Here is a 21,478-nt window from a genome sequence, read left to right as displayed (position 1 = left end):
CTCATGCCTCCTCGACCAGTTCGATACGTTCATGCTCATAGGCCGGACGACGCTGACCCCGCTCACGCACGTATTTCAGATTGTCATCGGCACTGTCATCGTTAACGAAATGTTTGAAACGTTTCAGCGCTTCATCGTCTTCGATGGTGGTCTTCCACTCACACTGGTAGGTGTCGATCACGTGTGCCATTTCCGCTTCCAGCTCGGCACCGATACCCAGGGAGTCCTCCAGAATCACCTGCTTCAGGTAATCCAGGCCCCCTTCCAGGTTTTCCAGCCAGACGCTGGTGCGCTGCAGGCGATCGGCGGTCTTGATGTAGAACATCAGGAAACGGTCGATGGTCTTGATCAGTGCTTCGTCGGAGAGATCGGACGCGAACAGGTCCGCATGGCGCGGGCGCATGCCGCCGTTGCCGCACACATACAGGTTCCAGCCTTTCTCGGTGGCGATCACCCCCACATCCTTGCTTTGCGCTTCGGCACATTCGCGGGTACAGCCACTGACCGCCATCTTGATCTTGTGGGGACTGCGCAGACCTTTGTAACGCTCTTCCACCTGAATAGCGGTACCGACCGAATCCTTCACCCCATAGCGGCACCAGGTGGAACCGACACAGGATTTCACGGTACGCAGGGACTTGCCGTAGGCGTGGCCGGTTTCAAAGCCGGCATCCACCAGGGTGCGCCAGATATCCGGCAACTGCTCCACGCGGGCACCAAACAGATCCACCCGCTGGCCACCGGTGATCTTGGTGTAGAGGTCGTATTTCTTGGCCACTTCACCGAGCACGATCAGCTTGTCCGGAGTAATTTCGCCGCCGGCCACACGGGGCACCACGGAATAGGTACCGTCGCGCTGCAGGTTGCCCAGGAAGTAGTCGTTGGTGTCCTGCAGGCCCGCGTGGGGCTTCTTCAAGACGTAGTCGTTCCAGCAGGACGCCAACACCGAGGCTACCGTGGGTTTACAGATGTCACAGCCGTCACCGCTACCGTGTTTTTCCAGCAGTTCGTCAAAGGTGGTGATCTGACCGACTCGCACCAGGTGATAGATTTCCTGACGGGAATACGGGAAGTGTTCGCACAGGTGGTTGTTCACTTCCACACCGCGTTTTTCCAGTTCGCTGTCCAGTACCTGTTTCACCAGTGCCGAACAACCGCCACAGGTGGCGGAGGCCTTGGTGCAGGATTTCAGGTCGCCAACGGTCATGGCACCGCCATCAATGGCCGCGCACAGATCACCTTTGGAGACGTTGTTACAGGAACAGATCTGGGCGCTGTCAGGCAGGGCATCGGCCCCCAACAACGGCGCACCATCAGAGACCGGCGCCACCAGGGCGGCAGGGTCACCGGGCAGGTCCATCTCATTCAGACAAAGCTGCAACAGGTTACCGTAGTCGTTGGCATCCCCCACCAGTACCGCACCGAGCAGTTTCTTGCCGCATTCACTGATCACCGCCTTCTTGTAGATGCCGGCGGTCTGATCCATGAACACGGTGCTGCGCGAACCAGGGGTATTGCCATGGGCATCACCAATGGACGCCACATCCACGCCCATCAGTTTCAACTTGGTGCTCATGTCCGCACCGAGGAACTGTTTTTCCTGCTTGCCCATCAGATGTTCGGCCGCGATCTCCGCCATCTGGTAACCCGGTGCCACCAGGCCGAAGATGCGCCCTTCCCACAGCGCCACCTCACCGATGGCATAGATGTTGTCATCGGAGGTGACACAGTGATTGTTCACCACAATCCCGCCTCGCTCGCCGATTTCCAGTTCACAGGCGCGACCCAGTTCGTCCTGGGGACGAATCCCGGCAGAGAACACAATGACATCGGTTTCCAGATGTCTGTCTTCACCAAAATTCATTCGATGATTGCAGCTTTCCCCGTCGACAATATCCCGGGTTCCGGTGTTGGTGTGCACAGTGACACCCAGCTCCTGGATCTTGTCCCTGAGCAGGCCACCCCCAAAGTCGTCCACCTGCACGGCCATCAGGCGCGGCGCGAACTCCACCACATGGGTTTGCAGACCCAGATCATGAAGGGCTTTTGCCGCTTCCAGACCCAGCAGGCCCCCCCCCACCACCGTGCCGACCTTGCCATCCTTACTGGCGGCGATAATGGCATCCAGATCCTCAATGGTGCGGTAGACGAAACAGTTGTCCCGGTCGTTACCGGGAATCGGCGGCACAAACGGATAGGAACCGGTGGCCAGCACCAACTTGTCGTAACCCAGTGTCTCGCCGGTATGGGTGGTCACCGTACGAGCGACACGATCAATACCGTCCGCCTTGGTATTGAGCTTCAGCGTGATGTTGTGCTGATCAAAGAAACCTTCCGGCACCAGCGACAGGTCATCGGCAGTCTTGCCTGAGAAATAGCCGGTTAGTCCCACGCGGTCATAGGCCGGCAGTGGCTCCGCGCACAATACGGTAATGTCGAAGTGCTCGCGGCCACCCTGGGCTACCAGGGACTCCAGATAACGTTGACCCACCATGCCGTGGCCAATAAGTAGAAGTTGTTGCTTTGCCATAAGGCTCACCCTCGCGGTGCATGACTGACACTCACCACTGAGCAAGCCCTGTGCCAACTTGATAACCCCATGTTTCCAATAGATTTATTGGGTTTTTCTGGCAATAAATCCAAAAAAACTGCTTTCTTTTAATGCGTTCATGCACGAGAAAAATGCATTTTTTCGTGCACTGCCATGGCACAAAAACGCTCCGCAATTGCGCACAGGGATTGTCTGATTGCGGCTGCATTTCATTTTATTTTATTGAAAACAGTCACTTACCAAGGTGGCACAGGAGTTGCTCAGATCAGCCCGTCGTTAACCGCCCATGCATGGAGAAGTCATGAGCGATCAAAAGCTGAATCTGTTGAACCTGTCCGCGCCGCGTATCCGCCTGTTGCACCTGAGCTGGCTGGCGTTCTTTATTACCTTTGTTGTCTGGTTTTCCCATGCGCCATTAATGGGGCACCTTCGGGAAGCCTTCGATTTGAGCCCGGACCAGATAAAGGCGTTGCTGATACTTAACGTGGCCCTGACCATTCCTGCACGGGTGATCATCGGCTCACTGGTGGACCGCTTCGGTCCCCGACTGGTGTTTGGCTCACTGTTGATGCTGGCCGCGCTCCCCTGCTGGGCCTTCGCACTTTCCACCAGCTATGAACAGCTGGCGGTCACCCGTCTGCTGATGGGGTTTGTGGGGGCCGGCTTCGTGGTGGGCATCCGCCTGATCAGCGAGTGGTTTCCGGCCCGGGAAGTGGGCCTCGCGGAAGGCGTTTACGGGGGCTGGGGCAACTTCGGCTCCGCTGCCGCGGCGATTACCCTGCCCTCCCTGGCTCTCCTCTATGGCGGCGAAAACGGCTGGCGCTGGGCCATTGCCACCACCGGTGCCGTGTCCTTCCTCTATGGCACCTTTTTCCTGTGGCGGGCACGCAACACGCCCCAGGGGGCGTCCTACTTCAAGCCGAAGAAAGCCAGCGCCCTGGAAGTGAGCAGCAAGAAGGACCTGTTCTTTTATCTGGCCATGAGCCTGCCGCTGTACATTGCCCTGCTTGTCATCGTCTGGCGCCTGGGCCCCACCAACCTGAATCTGTTTGGCCAGACCACCCAGTTACTGTTGGCAGCACTGATTATCAGCCTGGCCGTGATACAGCTCGGTCAGGCCTGGCGGGTCAACCGTGATCACCTCAAGGAAGGGGTTCCTGAACACGACCGCTACAGTTTCAAGCAGGTGGCGATTCTGGACCTGGCCTACATGGTGACCTTTGGCTCCGAGTTGGCAGTGGTGTCCATGCTGCCGCTGTTCTTTACCGATACCTTCAGCCTGAGCGCGGTCACCGCCGGTCTACTGGCCTCCGGCTATGCCTTTATGAACCTGGTCGCTCGTCCCGGTGGCGGCTGGGTCTCCGACAAGTTCGGTCGCAAGAAATCCCTGGCGATCCTGCTCTGCGGGCTGATGGTGGGTTACGGCCTGATGAGCCAGATCGGCAGCAGCTGGCCCATTGCCCTGGCGGTGATTGCGACCATGTGCTGTTCCTTCTTTGTGCAGGCTGGCGAAGGGGCCGTATTTGCCACCGTGCCGCTGATCAAGCGCCGCCTTACCGGTCAGATCGCCGGTATGGTGGGTGCCTACGGCAATGCCGGCGCCGTGATCTTCCTGACCGTGCTGACCTTTGTGGATCCGTCCACCTTCTTCTTGGTGATTGCCGCCAGCGCGGCCGTGGCCCTGGCCGCCGTGCAGTTTCTGGATGAACCCAAGGGGCATATTGCGGAAATCGACGAAAAAGGCGACGTTCAGCTTATTGAGGTGGGCTGAGTCTCTCCGCCACGTCATACACAGGAGTTTTGATCATGGATGTAGCCAGCGCCACCGCTACCGCTCCGGAAGCCGCCGCCGAACCGGACCTGCACCCGCAGGTTCGCATCGGCCAATACAGCGATCCGGGGCCCAAGCTGCATAACCAGGATGCTCTGGCCATGCAGATTCCCGAGGGCCCACTGTTACGTACCAAGGGTATTGTGGCCGCCCTGGCCGATGGCCTGTCCAGTGCCGGTGCCGCCCGGGAGGCGGCGGAGTCCTGCGTACTGGGATTCATCAATGATTACTACGCAACGCCATCGCTGTGGAGTGTGCCACGCTCTGCACAGCGGGTGCTGGAAGCGCTGAATCGCTGGCTCTGCCGTCAGACACTGGCCGGCGAGAGCCACCTTTGCACCCTGTCATTGCTGATTCTTCGCTCACGCACGGCGCATCTGTTTCAGGTGGGGGATTCCCGCATCTGGCGGCTGCGTAATGAGCGACTGGAATGCCTGACCCGGGACCACAGCCGTATCATCGGTGACAACCGTCAGGTGCTTACGCGGGTGATGGGCGGCGATACCCGCCTGGATGTGGACTACAGCAGCAGCGACTTGCAGGTGGGCGATGTGTTCCTGCTCACCAGTGATGGGGTCCACGGTTTCCTGTCACGTTCCCGCATGCAGGGCATCGTCCGCGCCAGTGGCCAGCCGGAGGTGGCCGCCCGCAGCCTGGTAGAAGCGGCCCTGGCCAGTGGCAGTGATGACAACCTGAGCTGTCAGGTACTGCAGGTGGATGGCCTGCCGGACGCCAGCGCCGACGAAGCCCTGCGCCAGCGCGGCAGCCTGCCGTTGCCGCCCCCGTTAAGCCCGGGTATCCGCCTGGACGGTTTCACCGTGAAGCGGGAGCTTTACGCCAGTGTGCGCAGCCATCTGTATCTGGTGGAGGATGACAGTGGCAAACCCTCGGTATTGAAGACGCCGTCGGTAAACCTGGAAGATGACCGGGATGCGCTGGAGCGCTTTGTCATGGAAGGCTGGGTGGGCCAGCGACTGCGCAATGCCCACCTGCTGCACACCCTGCCGCTGCCGGACAACCCCAGCTGCCTGTATCAGCATCTGGAGTTCATTGACGGCGTCACCCTGCAACAGTGGCTGAAGGAACATCCGGATGTGGCCGTGGAAGAAAAACTGTATCTGGCGGACCAGTTGCTCAACGGGGTCCGCGCCCTGCACCGGGCCGATGTGATCCATGGCGACCTGAAGCCGGACAACATCATGGTGGATACCCGCGGGCTGGTTCGCATCGTGGATTTCGGGAGTTGCCATTGTCGTGGCATGGAGCAACACAATGCCGGCATTCCCCTTGGCACCCGGGATTACAGCGCCCCGGAACTGCTGGATGGCGTCGCCCCCAGCGAACAGAGCGATCTGTTTTCCGTGGCGGTGATCATTCATGAAATGCTCACCGGATCGCTGCCCTGGCAGGGCCGCTACGAAAAGTCCGCCCATCGACCCCTTCCGCCCCTGCAGGGCCACAACGCCTTCGTGCCCCTGTGGATCAACAACGTGCTGCAGATCGCCCTGCAACACCAACCCAAACAACGCTTCACCGATGCCGCCGAATTCCGCGATGCCCTGCGCCGCCCGGTACGCAGCCGCAAACCGGTCATCGACAACGACATCCGGCAACTGCGCATCTGGAAAGGCATCAGTATTGTGCTGGGGGTGTTGTTGTTGATTAGTGTGGCGACGAGATAATTAATAATGAATAGTTAATAATTAATAATGCGCGATACCGGATGATCTTGTGTGCAACGCATGAGGCCGCGCCCATATCCTGGGCGCGGCCTCATGCGTTTCTGTTACGACGACACACTTATCGCGCAGCTATTAATTATTCATTATTAACTATTAATTACCCTAAGCTGCCCAACTCAAATCGCCGACCATTGCTCTCCACAAACAGCTTCCCGTTTTCCTCAACCGCCCAGTCCACCAGCTGATAGAACGCGGACCGTCCGATCAGGGCTTCCAGGTTTTCCCGGACCAGCAGATACGGTGACGGTTCGCCGGTTTGCGGGTCGGTTTCCACCCGCAGGGGATGGTTGTCGCCGGCGACCACATGGCTGCCCACATTGGTGGTGAAGACCAGTTTGTTGACCCCGCCCTCTTCCACACGCTGCACTTCCACCGCCACAAAGGGGGCATCGTCCACCTGGATGCGCAGTTTTTCCACCGGGGTAATCAGGAAGTAGTCATCGCCTTCGCGCAGCAAGATGGTGGAAAACAGGGCCACCATGCGTTCACGCTGGATGGGGGAATTCTGATAGTACCAGGTGCCATCCCTGGCAATACGCATGTCGATATCCGCATGGCGCTCCGGCTGCCACTGGTGCACCGGCGGCAGGCCGCTTTCATCCTTGTCCGCTTTCTCCAGGAGTGCCAGCAGTTCTTCCGCCTGTTTCATCGCGGCCCCCGTTGGCCCTTGTTGCCCATGCGGATGCCGATCTCGATCAGGAAATCCAGGAAGTCGTCCTTGTCATCGATGAGCTTCTGGTAGAACGGGGATTCCATCAACGCCACCGCCCCATGGGCCAGCGCCCAGGCGGAGCAGATATGGTAGATCGGGTCCACATCTTCCAGGGAGCCTTCGGCAATGCGCGCCTTGACGATATCCGTCAGGCGGGCAAAGTTGGCTTCGCGAATGCGGTGCAACTTGTCCACCAGCTCCGGCAGGGCATGATCCTTGATCACCTTGTTCTCAAGGCGGTCGAACAACTGGTAGCGCTTGGGGTCACTGATCCGGAAACGGAAATACTCCCGCGCCAGTCTCTCCTTGTCGTCGCCACCGGAAATGCTCTGGAACACCTCAGCCAGATCCTCCTCATAACGGAGCATCAGCAACAGGTAAATCTCGTTCTTGGTCTCGAAGTGCTTGTAGATGGTGCCCTTGCCGATACCGACCCGGTCAGCAATCATTTCCACGGTCACACGGTCTTCGCCCTCTTCCAGAAACAGTTCAAGGGCTGCATCGAGAATCTGTCGCTCCCGTTGACGAAATTCCTGCGCCTTGCGCGTGGCTTTTTCCAGGTCACCCATCAATTTCTCCTTCGAACCCGTCATACCAGACGTAAGGACGGTTTGAGAAACCTCTGATCAGAGGCTCCTAACTCCCGCAATTCTAACGTATTCCCTTTTTATAAACACAGGCTTGTATTGATGGAAATACCACAGGGGTTAGCATAGCGTCATGACACACTCGCCCAGCATGGAGGCATCATGGCTCACCCGGAATTTCCCCACCGTGAAGACCTGCTTTACCTGAACCATGCGGCGGTGGCGCCCTGGCCCGCACGTAGCCGCCATGCGGTGGCGGAATTCGCCCGTCAGAACTGTGAGATCGGTGCCCGTGATTACCCCCAGTGGCTGAAAGTGGAGCAACGCCTGCGCGAACGCCTGTCCTGGCTCATTGGCGGCGTCAGCACCGACGAGATCGCCCTGTTGAAAAATACCTCCGAGGGTTTATCAGTGATTGCCCAGGGCATTGATTGGCAGGCCGGTGACCAGGTCGTGATCAGCGATCAGGAGTTCCCTTCCAACCGTATTCCCTGGGAAGCGCTGGCGGATCAAGGTGTCGAGGTGGTTACCGTGGGCCTGGATACGGCCCGGCCGGAACAGGCGGTCATCGATGCGCTGGGGCCCCGGACACGGCTGGTCTCGCTCTCCGCCGTGCAGTATGGCACCGGTCTGCGGATGGACATGGCGCCCATCGGCGCAGCCTGCCGGGAACGGGACATCCTGTTCTGTGTGGATGCCATCCAGATCCTCGGAGCCCTGCCCTTCTCCGCGGAACAGGCGAAGGCAGATTTCGTGGTGGCGGATGGTCACAAGTGGATGCTGGGCCCGGAGGGGCTGGCATTGTTTTATTGCCGCCAGGACGTGCAAGACCGGCTGACCCTGCGCCAGCATGGCTGGCATATGGTGGCCAATGCGGGGAATTACACCACCACCGACTGGCAAGTGGCCAATAATGCCCGCCGTTTCGAATGCGGCAGCCCCAATATGCTGGGGGCCCATGCGCTGGAGGCCTCCCTTTCCCTGCTCGAGGAAGAAGGCATGGCCCAGGTGGCCGCGGCTCTGCAGGACCGGGTGCAGCGACTGATCGACGGACTGGGCGAGCGCGGAGCGACTCTGCTCAGCCCTGCGGAACCGCAGCGGCGGGCCGGCATTGTCACCTTCAGCTTGCCGGAGGAAACGCCGGCAAAGACCTTCCAGCGTCTGCGCCAGGCCGGTGTGGTCTGTGCGGAACGGGGCGGCGGGGTACGATTCTCACCCCATTTCTATACCGACTATTCGGTCATCGACCGGGCCCTGGCCCTGTTGTAAGCTGCTGAGCTTCTTTTCATCCCCGGAGTCACCATGAGTCGACAACTGGCCTTCTACCAATGGATCTGCCGTCGCCTGCAACGGGACGAGCCGTTCAGTGGCCAGCCCAGTGCCGACCTGGACAGCCTGCGTACGGTGATCAAACCCTGTGACGTACTCCTGGTAGCCGGCCACAGCAACGTTGACCGTACCTTCAAGGTCATTGGTGACAGCCGTTTTGCCCGGGCGGTGCTTTACATCGGCCGGCTTCATGATGTGGCAGACCCGGCCCTGCGCGCGCTGCTGGCGGACTACACCCCCTGCGAACCGGATACCCAGCTGGTAATTGATGCGCGGCTGGAACGGGGGCTGATCGTGGAACCGCTGTCTGCCCTTGAAGGCCGGCAGATCCGTGTCTGCCGGGCCCAGGGACTCAGTGACAATGAGGCACAGGACGTATTGCGCTATGCGATCAGCCGGATCGGCGCCGGTGGCAGCCAGTCCTGGGCGGCATTGGCACTGTTGACCCTGATGCCGTGGCGATGGCTGCCGCTGCGTTGGCGCCTCAATATTTTCCGGCGCTGGGCCGGAGAGCTGGTGCGGGCGCTGACTGGCACCGTGGTCGCCGATGCGTTCAGCTTTGTGCAATTCCCGGTGCTGCCGCTGGTCAAGGAAGATCGCGCCGGCAGCCGCCTGCTGCGGCTACAGCCCCGGGCCATCACCGCCGCCGATTTCGACCACTCCCCCTACTTCGAGATCGTCAAGGCCCCCTTCCAGTTAACGGAAATTCCCAGGGGAATGGATGCCGTGCCCTGGAAAGGCAACCAGGGCGCGCTGGCGCCGGAGCGCCAGCGGCACCTGTCATTGGTAGAACCGACGACCGGCAACCAGGGCTAGCCCCAGCAGCGCCAGCAACGACAGGCTGCCACCCCCACCGCCGCCGCCACCGCCACTGTCCGGCGCCGTGCTGGGCGCCGTGCTTGCACTGCGGGCTTGCGCCGGGCGGGTGTAGGCCTTGCTATCGCCGGTGGGAAAATCCCCGTTATCGGTCCACACCTGCACAGTCATGGCATCATAGCCCTGGCCCGACAGCACCAGTTGCTGCGCCGCGGACTGGCCCGCAGACAAATCCCCCAGTCCGCACTGAACCGTGCGGCTGCCGCTGCAGTTTTCCGGCAACTGCACGGTCTGCCAACCACTGGGTAATGCAAAACTCACTCTTACCCGGGCAGCACTCTGATGGGTCGCCGCATTGCGAACCTGGGCACTGACGCGCACATGGCCGTCGCTACCCCGGTTGGAGGCCAGGCTAAGCACCACATTGGGCTCGTTGCTGAAGACCAGATTGAACGCTTCACTGCGCAGGCTGAAGTAATCGTAGGCATCACTGATCGGACTTACCCGTACCTGATCGGCCCAGCGGCTGGAGGCCTTCAGGGTCATGGCATAGCTGCCGCTGCTCTGCCCCAATGCCAGGAACAGGCTGTTGCGGCAATCGGTATACCCCGTGTAGGTGCGGCAGGACAGGCCCGGCACCGATACGGACAGCCCGGGCTTGTGCTCGATACGCAGGCCCACATTGCGTGCATCCGTGCGCGTACTGGTGTTGGCAATGCGCGGGTACAGGGTCACCGAACTGCCCGTGTTGCGGTACTGATCACCGTTGAGGCCCTCGGCCTGCAGATCCACCAGCCCACCGGAGGTGGTTTCCTCCAGCCAGGGCAAGTAGCGGTCGACACGGGTATAGACCGCGGGCACACCATTGGTGGCACAGGTTTCATGACCATAGCTGGTGACGCCCACCAACCATTGCTGGTCTTCGTTGTGATAAACCAGCGGGCCGCCGCTGTCACCCCGACAGGAATCCTGTTTCTGGCCCTTTGGGTTCATCTCACCGGCGCAGATCTGATTATTGGTCAGGCTACTCCACTGGCTGGCGCAATAGTCCTGTGGCACGAAGTCCAGATCCGCCTTTTGCAGGGTGTCTGTCAGGGCATAGCCATCCGGCGTGGTGGAGCCCCAGCCCAGCACCTCCAGAACCTCATCGTGGCTGCCTGCGGCAAGCCCGGTAACGATATGGGGCTTGGCCATATCCAGCGGTGCAAACCGGCTAGGAGACGCCAACTGGAGCAAGGCCAGATCATTATGGAACTGGGCAGCATTGTAGGCCGGATGCAGCTGCAGATCGGTAACCGCCAGCCGCTCGGGGGTTGCAGCTGTGTTGCGGTTCACGCTGCCCAGGGAAACAAACAGCATGTTTGCCTGCACGTTATCCACACAATGAGCTGCGGTCAGCACCCAGCGGGGGGCAATCAGGGTGCCGCCACACAGTGTCGACGTGTAAGCGGGATTGCCGGACCGGCTGATTTCCACCTCGGCCATCCACGGCCGCACCTGTGTGACATCCTGTCCCCCGACCACCCGGGGCTGGGCATCCAACGCCGATACCGTCTGAACCAGACCTGCCCCCAGCAACAAGGAGACCATCAAACGATACATAAAATTACCCTCAGTTAGCGTTTCGTTACGCAACCGATACTAACTAAGGAATTTGCCTTATACCTGTGACCTGGTTCTGATATTAGAACGATGGCACCCAGGTGCCAGAAGATCGTTAAAAATGACCACCCAGTCCAGTCATTTTGTGGCTATTTTTGTCGCATTTAGCGACAGATCGCGTCATTTTGCATTTATTTTTAATGCACATTTTTATAATGCAAAACGCTTTATATGAAGGCAAGCTTTTACAAGTTTCACACCGGATTGTCCGACTGACCCGTCAGTCGGTACGGTCGTCTTGCACGCCTGCGTCATCGTCCTCTTCCGGAGACGGCAGGTTGCGTCGCGCCTTGGCACCCAGATCTTTCAACTGATGGGCCTGACGCAACAGATTACCGTTACCCGTGGTCAGGCGCTTGCGGGTCTGCTCCCAGGAGGAGGTTGCCTTGGCAAGCTTGTCGCCAACGTCGTCCAGGGATTCCGTTACCAGGGACACCTGGTCACAGATTTTTCCGGCGCGGTCGGCAATATCCAGGGCATTACGATTCTGGTATTCGTAACGCCAGATGTTCTGGATAGTCCGCAACGTGACCAGCAAGGTGGTGGGGCTGACCAGGACGATATTGCGGGCAAAGGCATCGGTGTAGAGGCTGGAGTCCTGCTCCATGGCCACCATGAAGGCCCCCTCGATGGGAATGAACAGCAGCACGAAATCCAGGCTGCGAATACCTTCCAGGCCGCTGTAATCCTTGATATCCAGGCCCTTGATATGACTGCGCAGGGACATCAGATGATCTCGCAGGGCCTGTTCCCGCTCTTCGCTGGTGGAGGCTGATGACAATCGCTCATAGGCCACCAGAGAGACCTTGGCATCGATCACCACATCCTTGTTCTCGGGCAGATGAACGATGGCATCGGGGAGACGGCGCTGGCCACTGTCGTCTTTCAGGGTGACCTGGGTTTCATACTCGCGCCCACGGGTCAGCCCGGAGGATTCCAGCACCCGCTCAAGGATCATTTCCCCCCAGTTCCCCTGGGTCTTCACCTGCCCTTTCAAGGCATCGGTCAGGTTACGGGCGTCCTCGTGCATTTGCTGGTTGAGGCTGCGCAACTGGCTCAGTTGTTCAATCAACGAGGCCTGGGCCCGGGTTTCATCGCTGTGGATCTGATCCACCCGGCGGCGGAAGTCTGCCAGCTGCTCACGGAATGGCTTGAGCATGCCGTCCAGGCCCTGCTGCTGTTGCTCCTGCAGCTGTTTGCCACGCTGCTCGAAAATTCGCGCGGACAGGTTTTCGAATTCCTGCTTGAGCTGTTCGCGGCTCTTTTCGGCAAAGGTCAGTTTCTCTTCCTGCCCGGCCAACCGTTCTTCCAGTCGCGCCTTGTCCGAGGCCAGCTGCTGCAGACGGGACTCACTGTCCTGCAAACGGCGCTGACTGGTTTCCAGCTGCTCACGCAGCAGTGGCACCTGGGCCAGGGGCTCGGACAGGGCCTGTTTCTGGCTTACCAGTTCCGCTTCCCGGGCAGCACTGCGACGACGCTCCATCAACAGCACCAGCAATGCCGCAAAGACCGCGCCGCCAAGCGCTGCCAGCCCCAGCATCAGATTCGGGTTCATGGTTGCGCCTTGTTGAAGAGAGTGAAGAAGTTATCGCGGGTAATCCGCGCCAGTTCGTCCACGGAAATGCCTTTCAGCTCGGCCACACACTCGGCCACCTGGGCCACATAGCGAGGCTCGTTGGGTTTGCCCCTGAACGGTACCGGGGCCAGCCAGGGAGAATCGGTTTCGATCAGCAGCCGCTCCAGCGGTAAGGCTTTGACGGTGTCACGCAGGCTTTCAGCATTGCGAAATGTGATGATCCCCGAGATGGAAATATAGAACCCCTGTTCGATGGCCTGCTGCGCCATGTCCAGGTCTTCGGTAAAGCAATGCAGCACACCGCGCACCTGCCCCTGACCATGCTCTCTCAGCAACGCCAGCGTATCGTCCTTGGCACCACGGGTATGGATGACCAGTGGCAGCCCCGTCTCCCGGGCCGCCTGAATATGCGCTACGAAATAACGCTGTTGCCAGTCCCGCTGCTCCTTGGCATAGAAATAATCCAGTCCGGTCTCACCGATCGCCACTACCTTGGGATGGGTCGCCCTCTCCACCAGTTCCTGGACCTGGGGCTCGCGGGATTCCTTGTACAGCGGATGCACACCGACACTGGCGAACACATGGTCATGCTGCTCGGCCAGTGCCTGCACATCCGGAAAGCTTTCCAGATCCACCCCGATGCACAACATGTGGCTCACGCCGGCCTCGGCGGTGGCGGCCATCATGGCGTCAAAATCCCCGTTATGGGCGTCCAGATTGAGGCGATCCAGGTGGCAGTGGGAATCCACAAAAGCGACGTCAGACATTCAGTGCTCCGGCATGACAAACGCGGGCATTGTAGCGTAGACAGACCCTACGCACGACGTCCGGGGACAGGGGCCTGACGCAAAAAACGGCAATACCCACCGGGAAATTGCCGCTTTTGATCTGCGAAGCGCTTGAATGCGGTTTCAGGCTTTTGCCGCTTCCGACGTCAGAGGTCCGACACCCTACATGGTATGGGTCGGGCGATCAGACTCCAGCGAGCCGGCCAGGTGGTTTTCAATGGTCACCCGGGCCGTGTCGTCCTGATCGGAAAACTGCACGCCGATGCCGGCACTGCGGTTGCCCTGGGCCCCTTTGGGGGTGATCCAGACCACCTTGCCGGCCACCGGGATCTTGTCCGGCTCATCCATGATGTTGAGCAGCAGGAAGATTTCCTCGCCCAGCTTGTACTGCTTGTCGGTGGGAATGAACAGGCCGCCATTGGTGATAAAAGGCATGTAAGCGGAATACAGTACTGCCTTGTCCTTGATGGAAAGCGACAGGATGCCGCTGCGGCCGCCGGGCATTTTCATAGGGGGTGCCTCGTATCACATACGGGCTGGAGACAAGCGCGCCAGCAACATGCCACAACCCGTAAGACTTTATTATTAATAGGGTGAAGATTAGTGGGCTGCTGCCGCAGCGTCAACGCCCACCAGCACCAGCAGCCACTGTTCGTAGAGCAGATCCTTGTTGGGGTTGGCCCCGGACATCAACGCCCGCCGACCCTCGAGAACCCGCTGAGCCGCCCGCAGCAGACGGGCCGGTGGCACCGCCCGGGACAATCGGGCCAGCAACGGCGCCAGGGACGGATCCGCGCTTTGCTGCCCGGAGTAGGCCTGATGCAGGCACCGGGACAACCAGCCGTAGATCACCCCGGCCATTTCCGTGGGATCATGCCTGGACAAGATCGGCGAGGCCTGGGCCACGGATTGGCGGCCTTCCGCCACCGACACCAGAACTTCCAGCAAACGGGCCCGGTCGGCAAACCACTCCGACTGCTCCAGGGCCAGGGCCCGCAGGGGCGCCCCCTGGGCCGCATCCAGCAACGGGCCAGCACTCTCCCCCACCTGATTCTGTAACCATTCCAGCGCCTGCTCATAAGGCGGCAGCGGCAGGATACGCTGCTGACAGCGGCTGCGAATCGTCGGCAGCAGCAGGGTCGGCTGATCACAGACCAGCAACAGCAAGGTTTGCCCGCCAGGCTCTTCAAGAGTTTTTAACAGGGCATTCTGGGCGTTGCGGTTGAGCGCTTCCGCGGGTGCCACGATTGCTACCCGGTAGCCGCTGTATTGGGCTGTGCGGGTGGCAAACCCGACCAGTTTACGCACCTGATCGATCTTGATGGCCCGGCTGTTGTCTTCCGGGCTGAGCCGGTGCAGGTCCGGGTGCGTGCCAGCGGTGCTCAGTTGGCACCCCTGGCACTGCCCACAGGGCAACCCACCGGCCGGTTTTTCACAGAGCAGCGTCTGCGCCAGAGACTCGGCCAGGCGTAACTTGCCAATCCCCCTGGCACCACTGATCAGCAGCGCATGGGGAAGGCGCCCCTGCTGATGCTGGTCCAGCAGCTGGGCCATGGTGTCCTGATGCCAGGGACAAGGCACCTGGATACGGGCTCGGGTTACTTCCACGTAAGCATTTCCTCCAGCAATGGCTGTAACCGGGTACGGACCTGCTCCAGATCACATGAGGCATCCAGCACCCGAAAGCGGTCCGGTTCGTTGCCAGCCCGCTCCAGATAGCACTGGCGAATCCGTTCGAAAAACGCGCTGTCTTCCTGCTCGATACGATCCAGCGCCGCCCGTTTGCCGGCCCGGGCCATGCCCACCTCCACCGGCACATCAAACAGCAAGGTCATATCCGGTCGGGTATCGCGAACCACCAGCTGCTCCAGGCGGGCGATGGCATCACGGTTGAGGCCGCGCCCAGCACCCTGGTAGGCCCAGGTGGCATCCACAAAACGGTCGCTCAGTACCCAGTCGCCCCGCTCCAGTGCCGGGCGGATCTTTTCTGCCAGATGCTGGGCCCGGGCGGCAAATACCAGCAGCAACTCGGTGTCATCCGCCATTTTTTCATCCGTTGGCGCCAGCAGCACATGGCGGATGTTTTCCGCCAGCGGGGTGCCGCCCGGCTCGCGGGTGATCAGCACGGTCTTGCCGGCCGCCCGCAACCGTTCCGCAAGCCAGTCCAGATTGCTGCTCTTGCCGGCCCCTTCGCCGCCCTCCAGAGTAATGAAGCGTCCCCTCATTGCGCGCCTCCCGGCGAGGAACGATAGCCTTCCCGGCGGCGCAGTTGATAATCGCGAACCGCCTTCTGGTGCTGGGCCAGGGTTTTCGAGAAGTAATGGCTGCCATCCCCCCGGGCGACAAAATACAGGGATTCGGTTTGCGCCGGCTGTACCGCTGCGAGAATGGCTTCCTGTCCGGGCATGGCGATGGGCGTGGGTGGCAACCCGGAAATCGTATAGGTGTTGTAGGGGGTGGGCCGGCGCAGGTCGGAACGGCGGATGTTGCCGTCGTAGGCCTCGCCCATCCCGTAAATCACCGTGGGGTCGGTCTGCAGACGCATGCCCTTGCGCAAGCGGTTGGTAAAGACACCGGCAATTTCCGGGCGCTCATCGGGCACTCCGGTTTCCTTTTCGATGATGGACGCCAGGATCAGAGCCTCGTAGGGGCTGTCGATGGGCAGGTCGTCGTCTCTCTGTGACCAGGCCTCTTCCAGGAGTGCTTCCTGTCGTTCCAGGGCCCGGCGCAGAAGAGTCAGATCCGAGGTGCCACGGGTATAAAAGTAGGTTTCCGGGGCAAACCAGCCTTCCGGGTGCTGACCCGGACGGCCCAGCTTTTCCATGATCTGGTCATCGGTAAGACTGTCCAGGGTATGCGTCAGGGTATCCTGAGCGGCCAGACGCACACGCAGCTCACGAAAGTTCCAGCCTTCTACCAGAGTCAGACTGCGCTGAATCACTTCACCGCGATCCATTTTTTCCAGCAGGCTGAGCAAGGAGTCACCGGGCTGCAGACGGTATTCCCCCACATGCATACGCCCATCCATGTCGGTCAGGCTGCTGTAAAGCCGTGCCCCCAGACGCCGGAATTCCGCCGGATAGCCGTCGCCCAGCAAACCCTGCTTTTTCAGACCAAGCAGCACACGACTCAACCCCGCTCCCCGGGGCACCTCCACCACCTCGGGTTCAGACAGCGGCAGAGGTTGATGCAGGTAACTGCTGACCCAGGCCGCCGCCAACGGAATGGCGACCACCAGCAACACCACCAGCAGTCCGAAAATTCGAATTTTTTTACGCATGAGAGAAATTGTAGGGCCTGTGTTGCCGAATGAAATAAATACTTTGCCAAAGTGGTAACGATAGCACTGCGGATAACAGGGAGCTGAGCGGAAAGCCCAGACCATTCAGAGGCGCTTTCGTCGGCAAGTGACGGGTTGCGTCTGATTGTCTCTCACAGATTGCCCGCGGATTTATCCTGGCAGAAAAAGCGCGTCGGCAGAGCGTTGCAATTGCAACACTGAATCCAGCACCGGCCACTGCCATTGCGCCAGTTTACGCACCGGGAGCACGCCGACAACACTGTTGCACAAAAACACACCGCGAGCGCCGTGAAGCTGTGACAGCGGCCTCAAATCACAGGCCACCGTTTCCCCCCGCGCGGCCAGATGCGCCATGAGCCACTGGCGCATTACCCCGGCCACGCCGGCTCGGGCGGCCTGCAAGTCAGGTGTCCACCAATGATCATCGAAGCGGGCAAACAGATTCATCGCCGTGGCTTCCAGGGGCTGGCGACGGCAACTGAGCAGCAGCCCTTCGTGCCAGCCCTGACGAGCCACCTCACGGCGAGCCTGTACTTGGGGAAGTCGGTTGAGATGCTTGAGCCCGGCCAGGGACTCTGGATACAGGGGGGCATCGCAGAGCCCCATTGTGATGCCCTGCTTGCGCAGCGGCTCGGACCAGACCGGTAGCGAACCCGCCTGCCACAACACGGTTGGCTGTGGCTCCGGGGGCGGCAGATAGCCCCGCCCTCCCGGCCCCCGGGTCAGGGTGAGTTTGACCACACCGGGCTTCCCTGCCAGGGCAGCGACGCCTTCCGCAATGGCGGCCTGGTAACGACACTCCGGCAGCACTGGCAACCCCAGCGCCCGCACTCCCTGTTGCAGGCGCCGGTGATGACCCGCCCAGAGAGGAACCCGCCCTTCGGCTGTCACTCTCAGGGTTTCAAACAGACCATCGCCATAGGCCAGTCCGCGGTCACGGGGATCGAGCATCACACCTTCTTGAACAGCAGGGTTCCGTTAGTGCCACCGAAACCGAAGGAATTGGACAGGGCGTAATCGATGTTCCGCTGCTGTGCCTTGTTGGCCACCAGATTCAGATCGCAGCCCTCGTCCGGTTCATGCAAGTTGATGGTGGGCGGTGCGATGGAATCACGAATGGCAAGGATGGAGAAAATGGCTTCCACCGCCCCGGCCGCGCCCAGCAGGTGACCGACCATGGATTTGGTGGAGCTCACCGCCAGCTTCTCGGCATGGGCACCAAACAGGGATTTGATGGCAGCAATTTCTGCCAGATCGCCCATCTGGGTAGAGGTGCCATGGGCATTGATATAATCCACCTTATCGGCAGAAACCCCGGCGTTGCGCAGGGCATTTTCCATGGCCTTCATGGCCCCGACACCGCCTTCCGCCGGCGCAGTGATGTGATAAGCATCATCACTCATGCCGAAACCCGCCAACTCCGCATAGATGGTCGCACCACGGGCCTTGGCATGTTCGTAGTCTTCCAGCACCACCGCACCCGCGCCGTCGGCCAGTACGAAACCATCCCGCCCCTTGTCCCAGGGACGGCTGGCGCCCTGGGGATCATCATTACGGGTAGACAGTGCCCGGGCAGCCGCAAAGCCCCCCAGGCCCAGCGGCGTGGAGCCTTTTTCGGAACCGCCCGCGACCATCACGTCTGCCTGGCCCAGCATGATCTGCTGGGCGGCAAAACCAATATTGTGCGTACCGGTGGTACAGGCCGTGGTGATGGCCACGTTGGGCCCCTTCATGCCGTACATGATGGCCAGATTCCCGGCAATCATGTTGATGATGGTGCCAGGCACAAAAAACGGCGACAGCTTGCGCGGGCCGGAGTCCAGCATCTTGACGTGATTGTCTTCAATGTTGGTCAGACCACCGATACCGGAGCCAAAAGCCGCACCGACCCGGTCACCGTCCTCCTTGTCCATATCCAGGCCCGCGTCACGGATAGCCTGAATCGCCGCCACAAGCCCGTACTGAATAAAGATATCCATCTTGCGGGCATCTTTCGGAGACAGGTAATCCGCAATGTCGAATTCCGGAACCAGCCCGGCAAAACGTGTGGAAAAGGCTTCCGTATCAAAGTGATCGATATTGCGGATACCGCTCTTGCCCGCCTTGATACCTTCCCAGGTGGAAGCCACATCCGCTCCCAGCGGCGTCAACATTCCCAGACCCGTGATCACTACTCGCCGTGACGTCACCCGAATACCTCCATCCATTATTTTTGCGGCAATAGCGACAAGGTTACTACAAAGTGCCGATCTGCTCGTCGCCGTTATGTAAGCAAAATCAACATTCTGGCCTTGCTTGACCAGCCATGGGGCCGTTCATTCTGCCCGGTTTTCATGACAACCGAACGACCTGTTCAGCGGCAACAAAAAAGCCGCAAGTTCTGAGGAACCTTGCGGCTTTCTTGATACTGCCTGAACGACTGAAATCAGCTGTGAGCCTTGATGTAATCCACAGCAGACTGAACGGTGCTGATCTTCTCAGCTTCTTCGTCAGGAATTTCAGTTTCAAACTCTTCTTCCAGGGCCATCACCAGCTCAACGGTGTCCAGGGAGTCGGCACCCAGATCTTCAACGAAGGACGCTTCTGATTTTACGTCTTCCGGCTTAACACCCAGTTGTTCAACGATGATTTTCTGTACGCGTTCTTCGATGCTGCTCATGATCCTATAACTCTCCTGATTAATGGTGTGCTAGCACCTGTCAGCGGCTATTCTAGGTGAACGCTGTTTGCGCTTGCAACCCAACCGAGCCAGTGCTGCAACTTCAAGTTTTTCCAAATATTTTCTTCTGTAAAAACAGTGTATTAGACCGCTTTTCCAGAAACCCTCCGGTGCCCACTTATTGGGCTATCCGGTAAACATGCCGCCATTGACATGCAAAGTGGTCCCGGTGACGTAACCGCCACCGTCACTGGCAAGCCAGCCAACCGCGCTGGCAATCTCACCGGGTTGCCCCAGACGAGCCAGCGGAATACCCGCCAGAAGTGCGTCCTTCTGCGCCTCTGGCAAGGCCTCCGTCATGTCCGTCTGGATAAAGCCCGGCGCCACGGAATTCACTGTGATGTTACGTGAGCCAAGCTCCCGCGCCAATGCGCGGGTGAAACCTTCTACCCCACCCTTGGCAGCGGCATAGTTCGCCTGGCCCGCGTTCCCCATGGTCCCGACCACGGAGCTGATATTGATAATGCGACCCCAGCGCGCCTTGGTCATGCCTTTGAGGCAGGCCTTGCTGACCCGATAGAGGGAATTGAGATTGGTGTTGATGACATCTTCCCACTCGTCATCTTTCATGCGCAGCATGATGTTGTCGCGGGTAATCCCTGCGTTATTCACCAGCACCAAGGGTGCACCAAACTCATCATTGATGCTCTTTACCGTACTGGCAACAGATTCCTTGTCGGTCACGTTCAGCACCTTGCCGGCACCGTTGGCGCCCAGCGCTTCACCGATAGCCGCAGCCCCTTTTTCGGAAGTGGCAGTGCCAACCACGAAAAAGCCATCTGTTACCAGCTGATCGGCAATGGCGCGACCGATGCCACGACTGGCACCGGTAACCAGTGCAATTTTCTTTTCTGACATCCTTATTCCCCTTTCAGCGATGCGTCAAAGGCATCCCCGGTTTCCAGCGGGTGAGCGGTTATCTCCCGGTCAATCCGTTTGATCAGACCACTGAGCACCTTGCCGGGACCACATTCATAAACGTGGCTCACACCCTGCTCTTTCAACGCCTGAATGGTTTCCACCCAACGTACTGGCGAATAGAGCTGACGGATCAGCGCGTCACGGATCTGCTCCGGCGCGGTTTCCATGGCCACATCCACATTATTGATCACGGGCATTTCCGCAGCATGAAAATTGGTGGCATTGAGCGTTTCGGCCAGCTTGTCCGCCGCCGGTTTCATCAACGCACAGTGGGACGGCACACTGACCGGCAGAGGCATGGCACGCTTGGCACCCGCTTCCTTGCAGGCGAAGATGGCGCGCTCCACGGCTGCTGCGGAGCCGGCGATCACTACCTGACCGGGCGCATTGAAGTTTACCGCTTCCACCACGTCACCTTCCGCCGCCTGGGCACAGGCCGCACGCACCTGTTCATCATCCAGACCCAGCACCGCCGCCATCTTGCCTTCTCCTTCGGCCACGGCCTGCTGCATCAGCTGTCCACGGGTACGGACCAGACGTACGGCATCACCCAGGTTGATCACACCCGCACAGGTCAGCGCGGTGTACTCACCCAGGCTGTGACCGGCAAGCAGATTCGGGCGCGGACCACCGCTCTGTTCCCAAAGCCGCCACAGGGCCACCCCGGCAGTGAGCAACAGGGGCTGGGTATTTTCGGTCTGGTTCAGGGCGTCCTGGGGGCCCTCCTGGCAGAGAGCCCAGATATCCAGGCCAAGGGCGCCGGAGGCTTCCTGGAAGGTCTGCTTTACCGCCGGGCGGTCGGCAAAGTCAGCAAGCATGCCAAGGCTCTGGGAGCCCTGACCGGGAAAAATAAAAGCAGTTTTGGACATTCACTATCCCCTTGAAAGTGCAGGTCGCAGTATGCCGGCTTTGCCGTTAGCTGTCCGGCTCACCCTGCAACAAA

19 protein-coding genes are annotated in these 21,478 nt (G+C 59.8%); 4 read left to right on the top strand and 15 right to left on the bottom strand.

The annotated features are described in order from the left end of the window. Position 1 precedes the first annotated feature (1 nt). A complete protein-coding gene (gene nirB / locus A0251_RS09380) occupies positions 2–2,530 on the bottom strand; it encodes a nitrite reductase large subunit NirB (protein WP_062816584.1) in 2,529 nt (842 codons plus the stop codon). Between the two features lie 322 nt (positions 2,531–2,852). On the opposite strand from nirB, the gene A0251_RS09375 reads away from it, so the two are divergent. Both A0251_RS09375 and A0251_RS09370 read left to right on the top strand, forming a co-directional pair. Next, positions 2,853–4,322 (top strand): NarK family nitrate/nitrite MFS transporter, encoded by a 1,470-nt coding sequence (locus A0251_RS09375; RefSeq protein ID WP_062816583.1) that lies wholly within the window; start codon positions 2,853–2,855, stop codon positions 4,320–4,322. Between the two features lie 35 nt (positions 4,323–4,357). Further along, positions 4,358–6,064 (top strand): bifunctional protein-serine/threonine kinase/phosphatase, encoded by a 1,707-nt coding sequence (locus A0251_RS09370; protein WP_062816582.1) that lies wholly within the window; start codon positions 4,358–4,360, stop codon positions 6,062–6,064. A 157-nt stretch (positions 6,065–6,221) separates the two neighbouring features. Here A0251_RS09370 and A0251_RS09365 read toward each other — a convergent pair whose 3' ends face one another. Continuing rightward, positions 6,222–6,773, bottom strand: coding sequence for a DUF1285 domain-containing protein (locus tag A0251_RS09365; protein ID WP_062816581.1), 552 nt, complete (start codon positions 6,771–6,773; stop codon positions 6,222–6,224). Beyond that, complete coding sequence (locus A0251_RS09360) at positions 6,770–7,405, bottom strand: TetR/AcrR family transcriptional regulator (protein WP_082810820.1); 636 nt, start codon at positions 7,403–7,405, stop codon at positions 6,770–6,772. Before A0251_RS09360 ends, A0251_RS09365 begins: the two co-directional genes overlap by 4 nt. A gap of 180 nt (positions 7,406–7,585) precedes the next feature. Between A0251_RS09360 and A0251_RS09355 the strand changes: the two genes are divergently transcribed. Together A0251_RS09355 and A0251_RS09350 are read left to right on the top strand one after the other, a co-directional pair. After that, positions 7,586–8,692, top strand: a complete 1,107-nt coding sequence (locus tag A0251_RS09355) for an aminotransferase class V-fold PLP-dependent enzyme (protein ID WP_062816580.1) — start codon at positions 7,586–7,588, stop codon at positions 8,690–8,692. Between the two features lie 33 nt (positions 8,693–8,725). Then, a complete protein-coding gene (locus tag A0251_RS09350; RefSeq protein ID WP_062816579.1) occupies positions 8,726–9,568 on the top strand; it encodes a hypothetical protein in 843 nt (280 codons plus the stop codon). Here the strand turns inward: A0251_RS09350 and A0251_RS09345 are convergent. The 12 genes from A0251_RS09345 to fabD all read right to left on the bottom strand — a co-directional run bounded on the left by A0251_RS09345 (position 9,533) and on the right by fabD (position 21,404). After that, a complete protein-coding gene (locus tag A0251_RS09345) occupies positions 9,533–11,170 on the bottom strand; it encodes a trypsin-like serine protease (RefSeq protein ID WP_062816578.1) in 1,638 nt (545 codons plus the stop codon). The genes A0251_RS09350 and A0251_RS09345 overlap by 36 nt on opposite strands. A 280-nt stretch (positions 11,171–11,450) precedes the next feature. Next, positions 11,451–12,785 (bottom strand): DNA recombination protein RmuC, encoded by a 1,335-nt coding sequence (gene rmuC / locus A0251_RS09340; RefSeq protein WP_062816577.1) that lies wholly within the window; start codon positions 12,783–12,785, stop codon positions 11,451–11,453. Continuing rightward, positions 12,782–13,573: a TatD family hydrolase gene (locus tag A0251_RS09335; protein ID WP_062816576.1), complete on the bottom strand. Its 792-nt coding sequence runs from the start codon at positions 13,571–13,573 to the stop codon at positions 12,782–12,784. Before A0251_RS09335 ends, rmuC begins: the two co-directional genes overlap by 4 nt. 183 nt (positions 13,574–13,756) lie before the next feature. Then, positions 13,757–14,104 (bottom strand): PilZ domain-containing protein, encoded by a 348-nt coding sequence (locus tag A0251_RS09330; RefSeq protein ID WP_062816575.1) that lies wholly within the window; start codon positions 14,102–14,104, stop codon positions 13,757–13,759. Between the two features lie 90 nt (positions 14,105–14,194). Beyond that, complete coding sequence (locus A0251_RS09325) at positions 14,195–15,202, bottom strand: DNA polymerase III subunit delta' (RefSeq protein ID WP_062816574.1); 1,008 nt, start codon at positions 15,200–15,202, stop codon at positions 14,195–14,197. Continuing rightward, complete coding sequence (tmk, locus tag A0251_RS09320; protein WP_062816573.1) at positions 15,193–15,819, bottom strand: dTMP kinase; 627 nt, start codon at positions 15,817–15,819, stop codon at positions 15,193–15,195. The genes A0251_RS09325 and tmk overlap by 10 nt, the downstream gene beginning before the upstream one ends. Then, a complete protein-coding gene (gene mltG / locus A0251_RS09315) occupies positions 15,816–16,874 on the bottom strand; it encodes an endolytic transglycosylase MltG (protein WP_062816572.1) in 1,059 nt (352 codons plus the stop codon). Before mltG ends, tmk begins: the two co-directional genes overlap by 4 nt. 171 nt (positions 16,875–17,045) lie before the next feature. Then, positions 17,046–17,846, bottom strand: a complete 801-nt coding sequence (gene pabC / locus A0251_RS09310; protein ID WP_062816571.1) for an aminodeoxychorismate lyase — start codon at positions 17,844–17,846, stop codon at positions 17,046–17,048. Beyond that, a complete protein-coding gene (fabF, locus tag A0251_RS09305; protein ID WP_197461898.1) occupies positions 17,846–19,084 on the bottom strand; it encodes a beta-ketoacyl-ACP synthase II in 1,239 nt (412 codons plus the stop codon). Before fabF ends, pabC begins: the two co-directional genes overlap by 1 nt. 236 nt (positions 19,085–19,320) lie before the next feature. Next, positions 19,321–19,554, bottom strand: a complete 234-nt coding sequence (gene acpP, locus A0251_RS09300) for an acyl carrier protein (protein ID WP_035233967.1) — start codon at positions 19,552–19,554, stop codon at positions 19,321–19,323. Positions 19,555–19,740: 186 nt separating this feature from the next. Next, entirely contained in the window at positions 19,741–20,472 is a 732-nt protein-coding gene (gene fabG, locus A0251_RS09295) for a 3-oxoacyl-ACP reductase FabG (protein WP_062816569.1), read from the bottom strand. Between the two features lie 2 nt (positions 20,473–20,474). After that, positions 20,475–21,404, bottom strand: a complete 930-nt coding sequence (gene fabD / locus A0251_RS09290; protein ID WP_062816568.1) for an ACP S-malonyltransferase — start codon at positions 21,402–21,404, stop codon at positions 20,475–20,477. Positions 21,405–21,478: the final 74 nt, after the last annotated feature.

The organism is Alcanivorax sp. NBRC 102024 (assembly GCF_001602235.1).
Classification (GTDB): domain Bacteria; phylum Pseudomonadota; class Gammaproteobacteria; order Pseudomonadales; family Alcanivoracaceae; genus Alcanivorax.
Note: the sequence above shows the minus strand (reverse complement) of the source record. Positions and strands in the feature narration are given on the sequence as shown.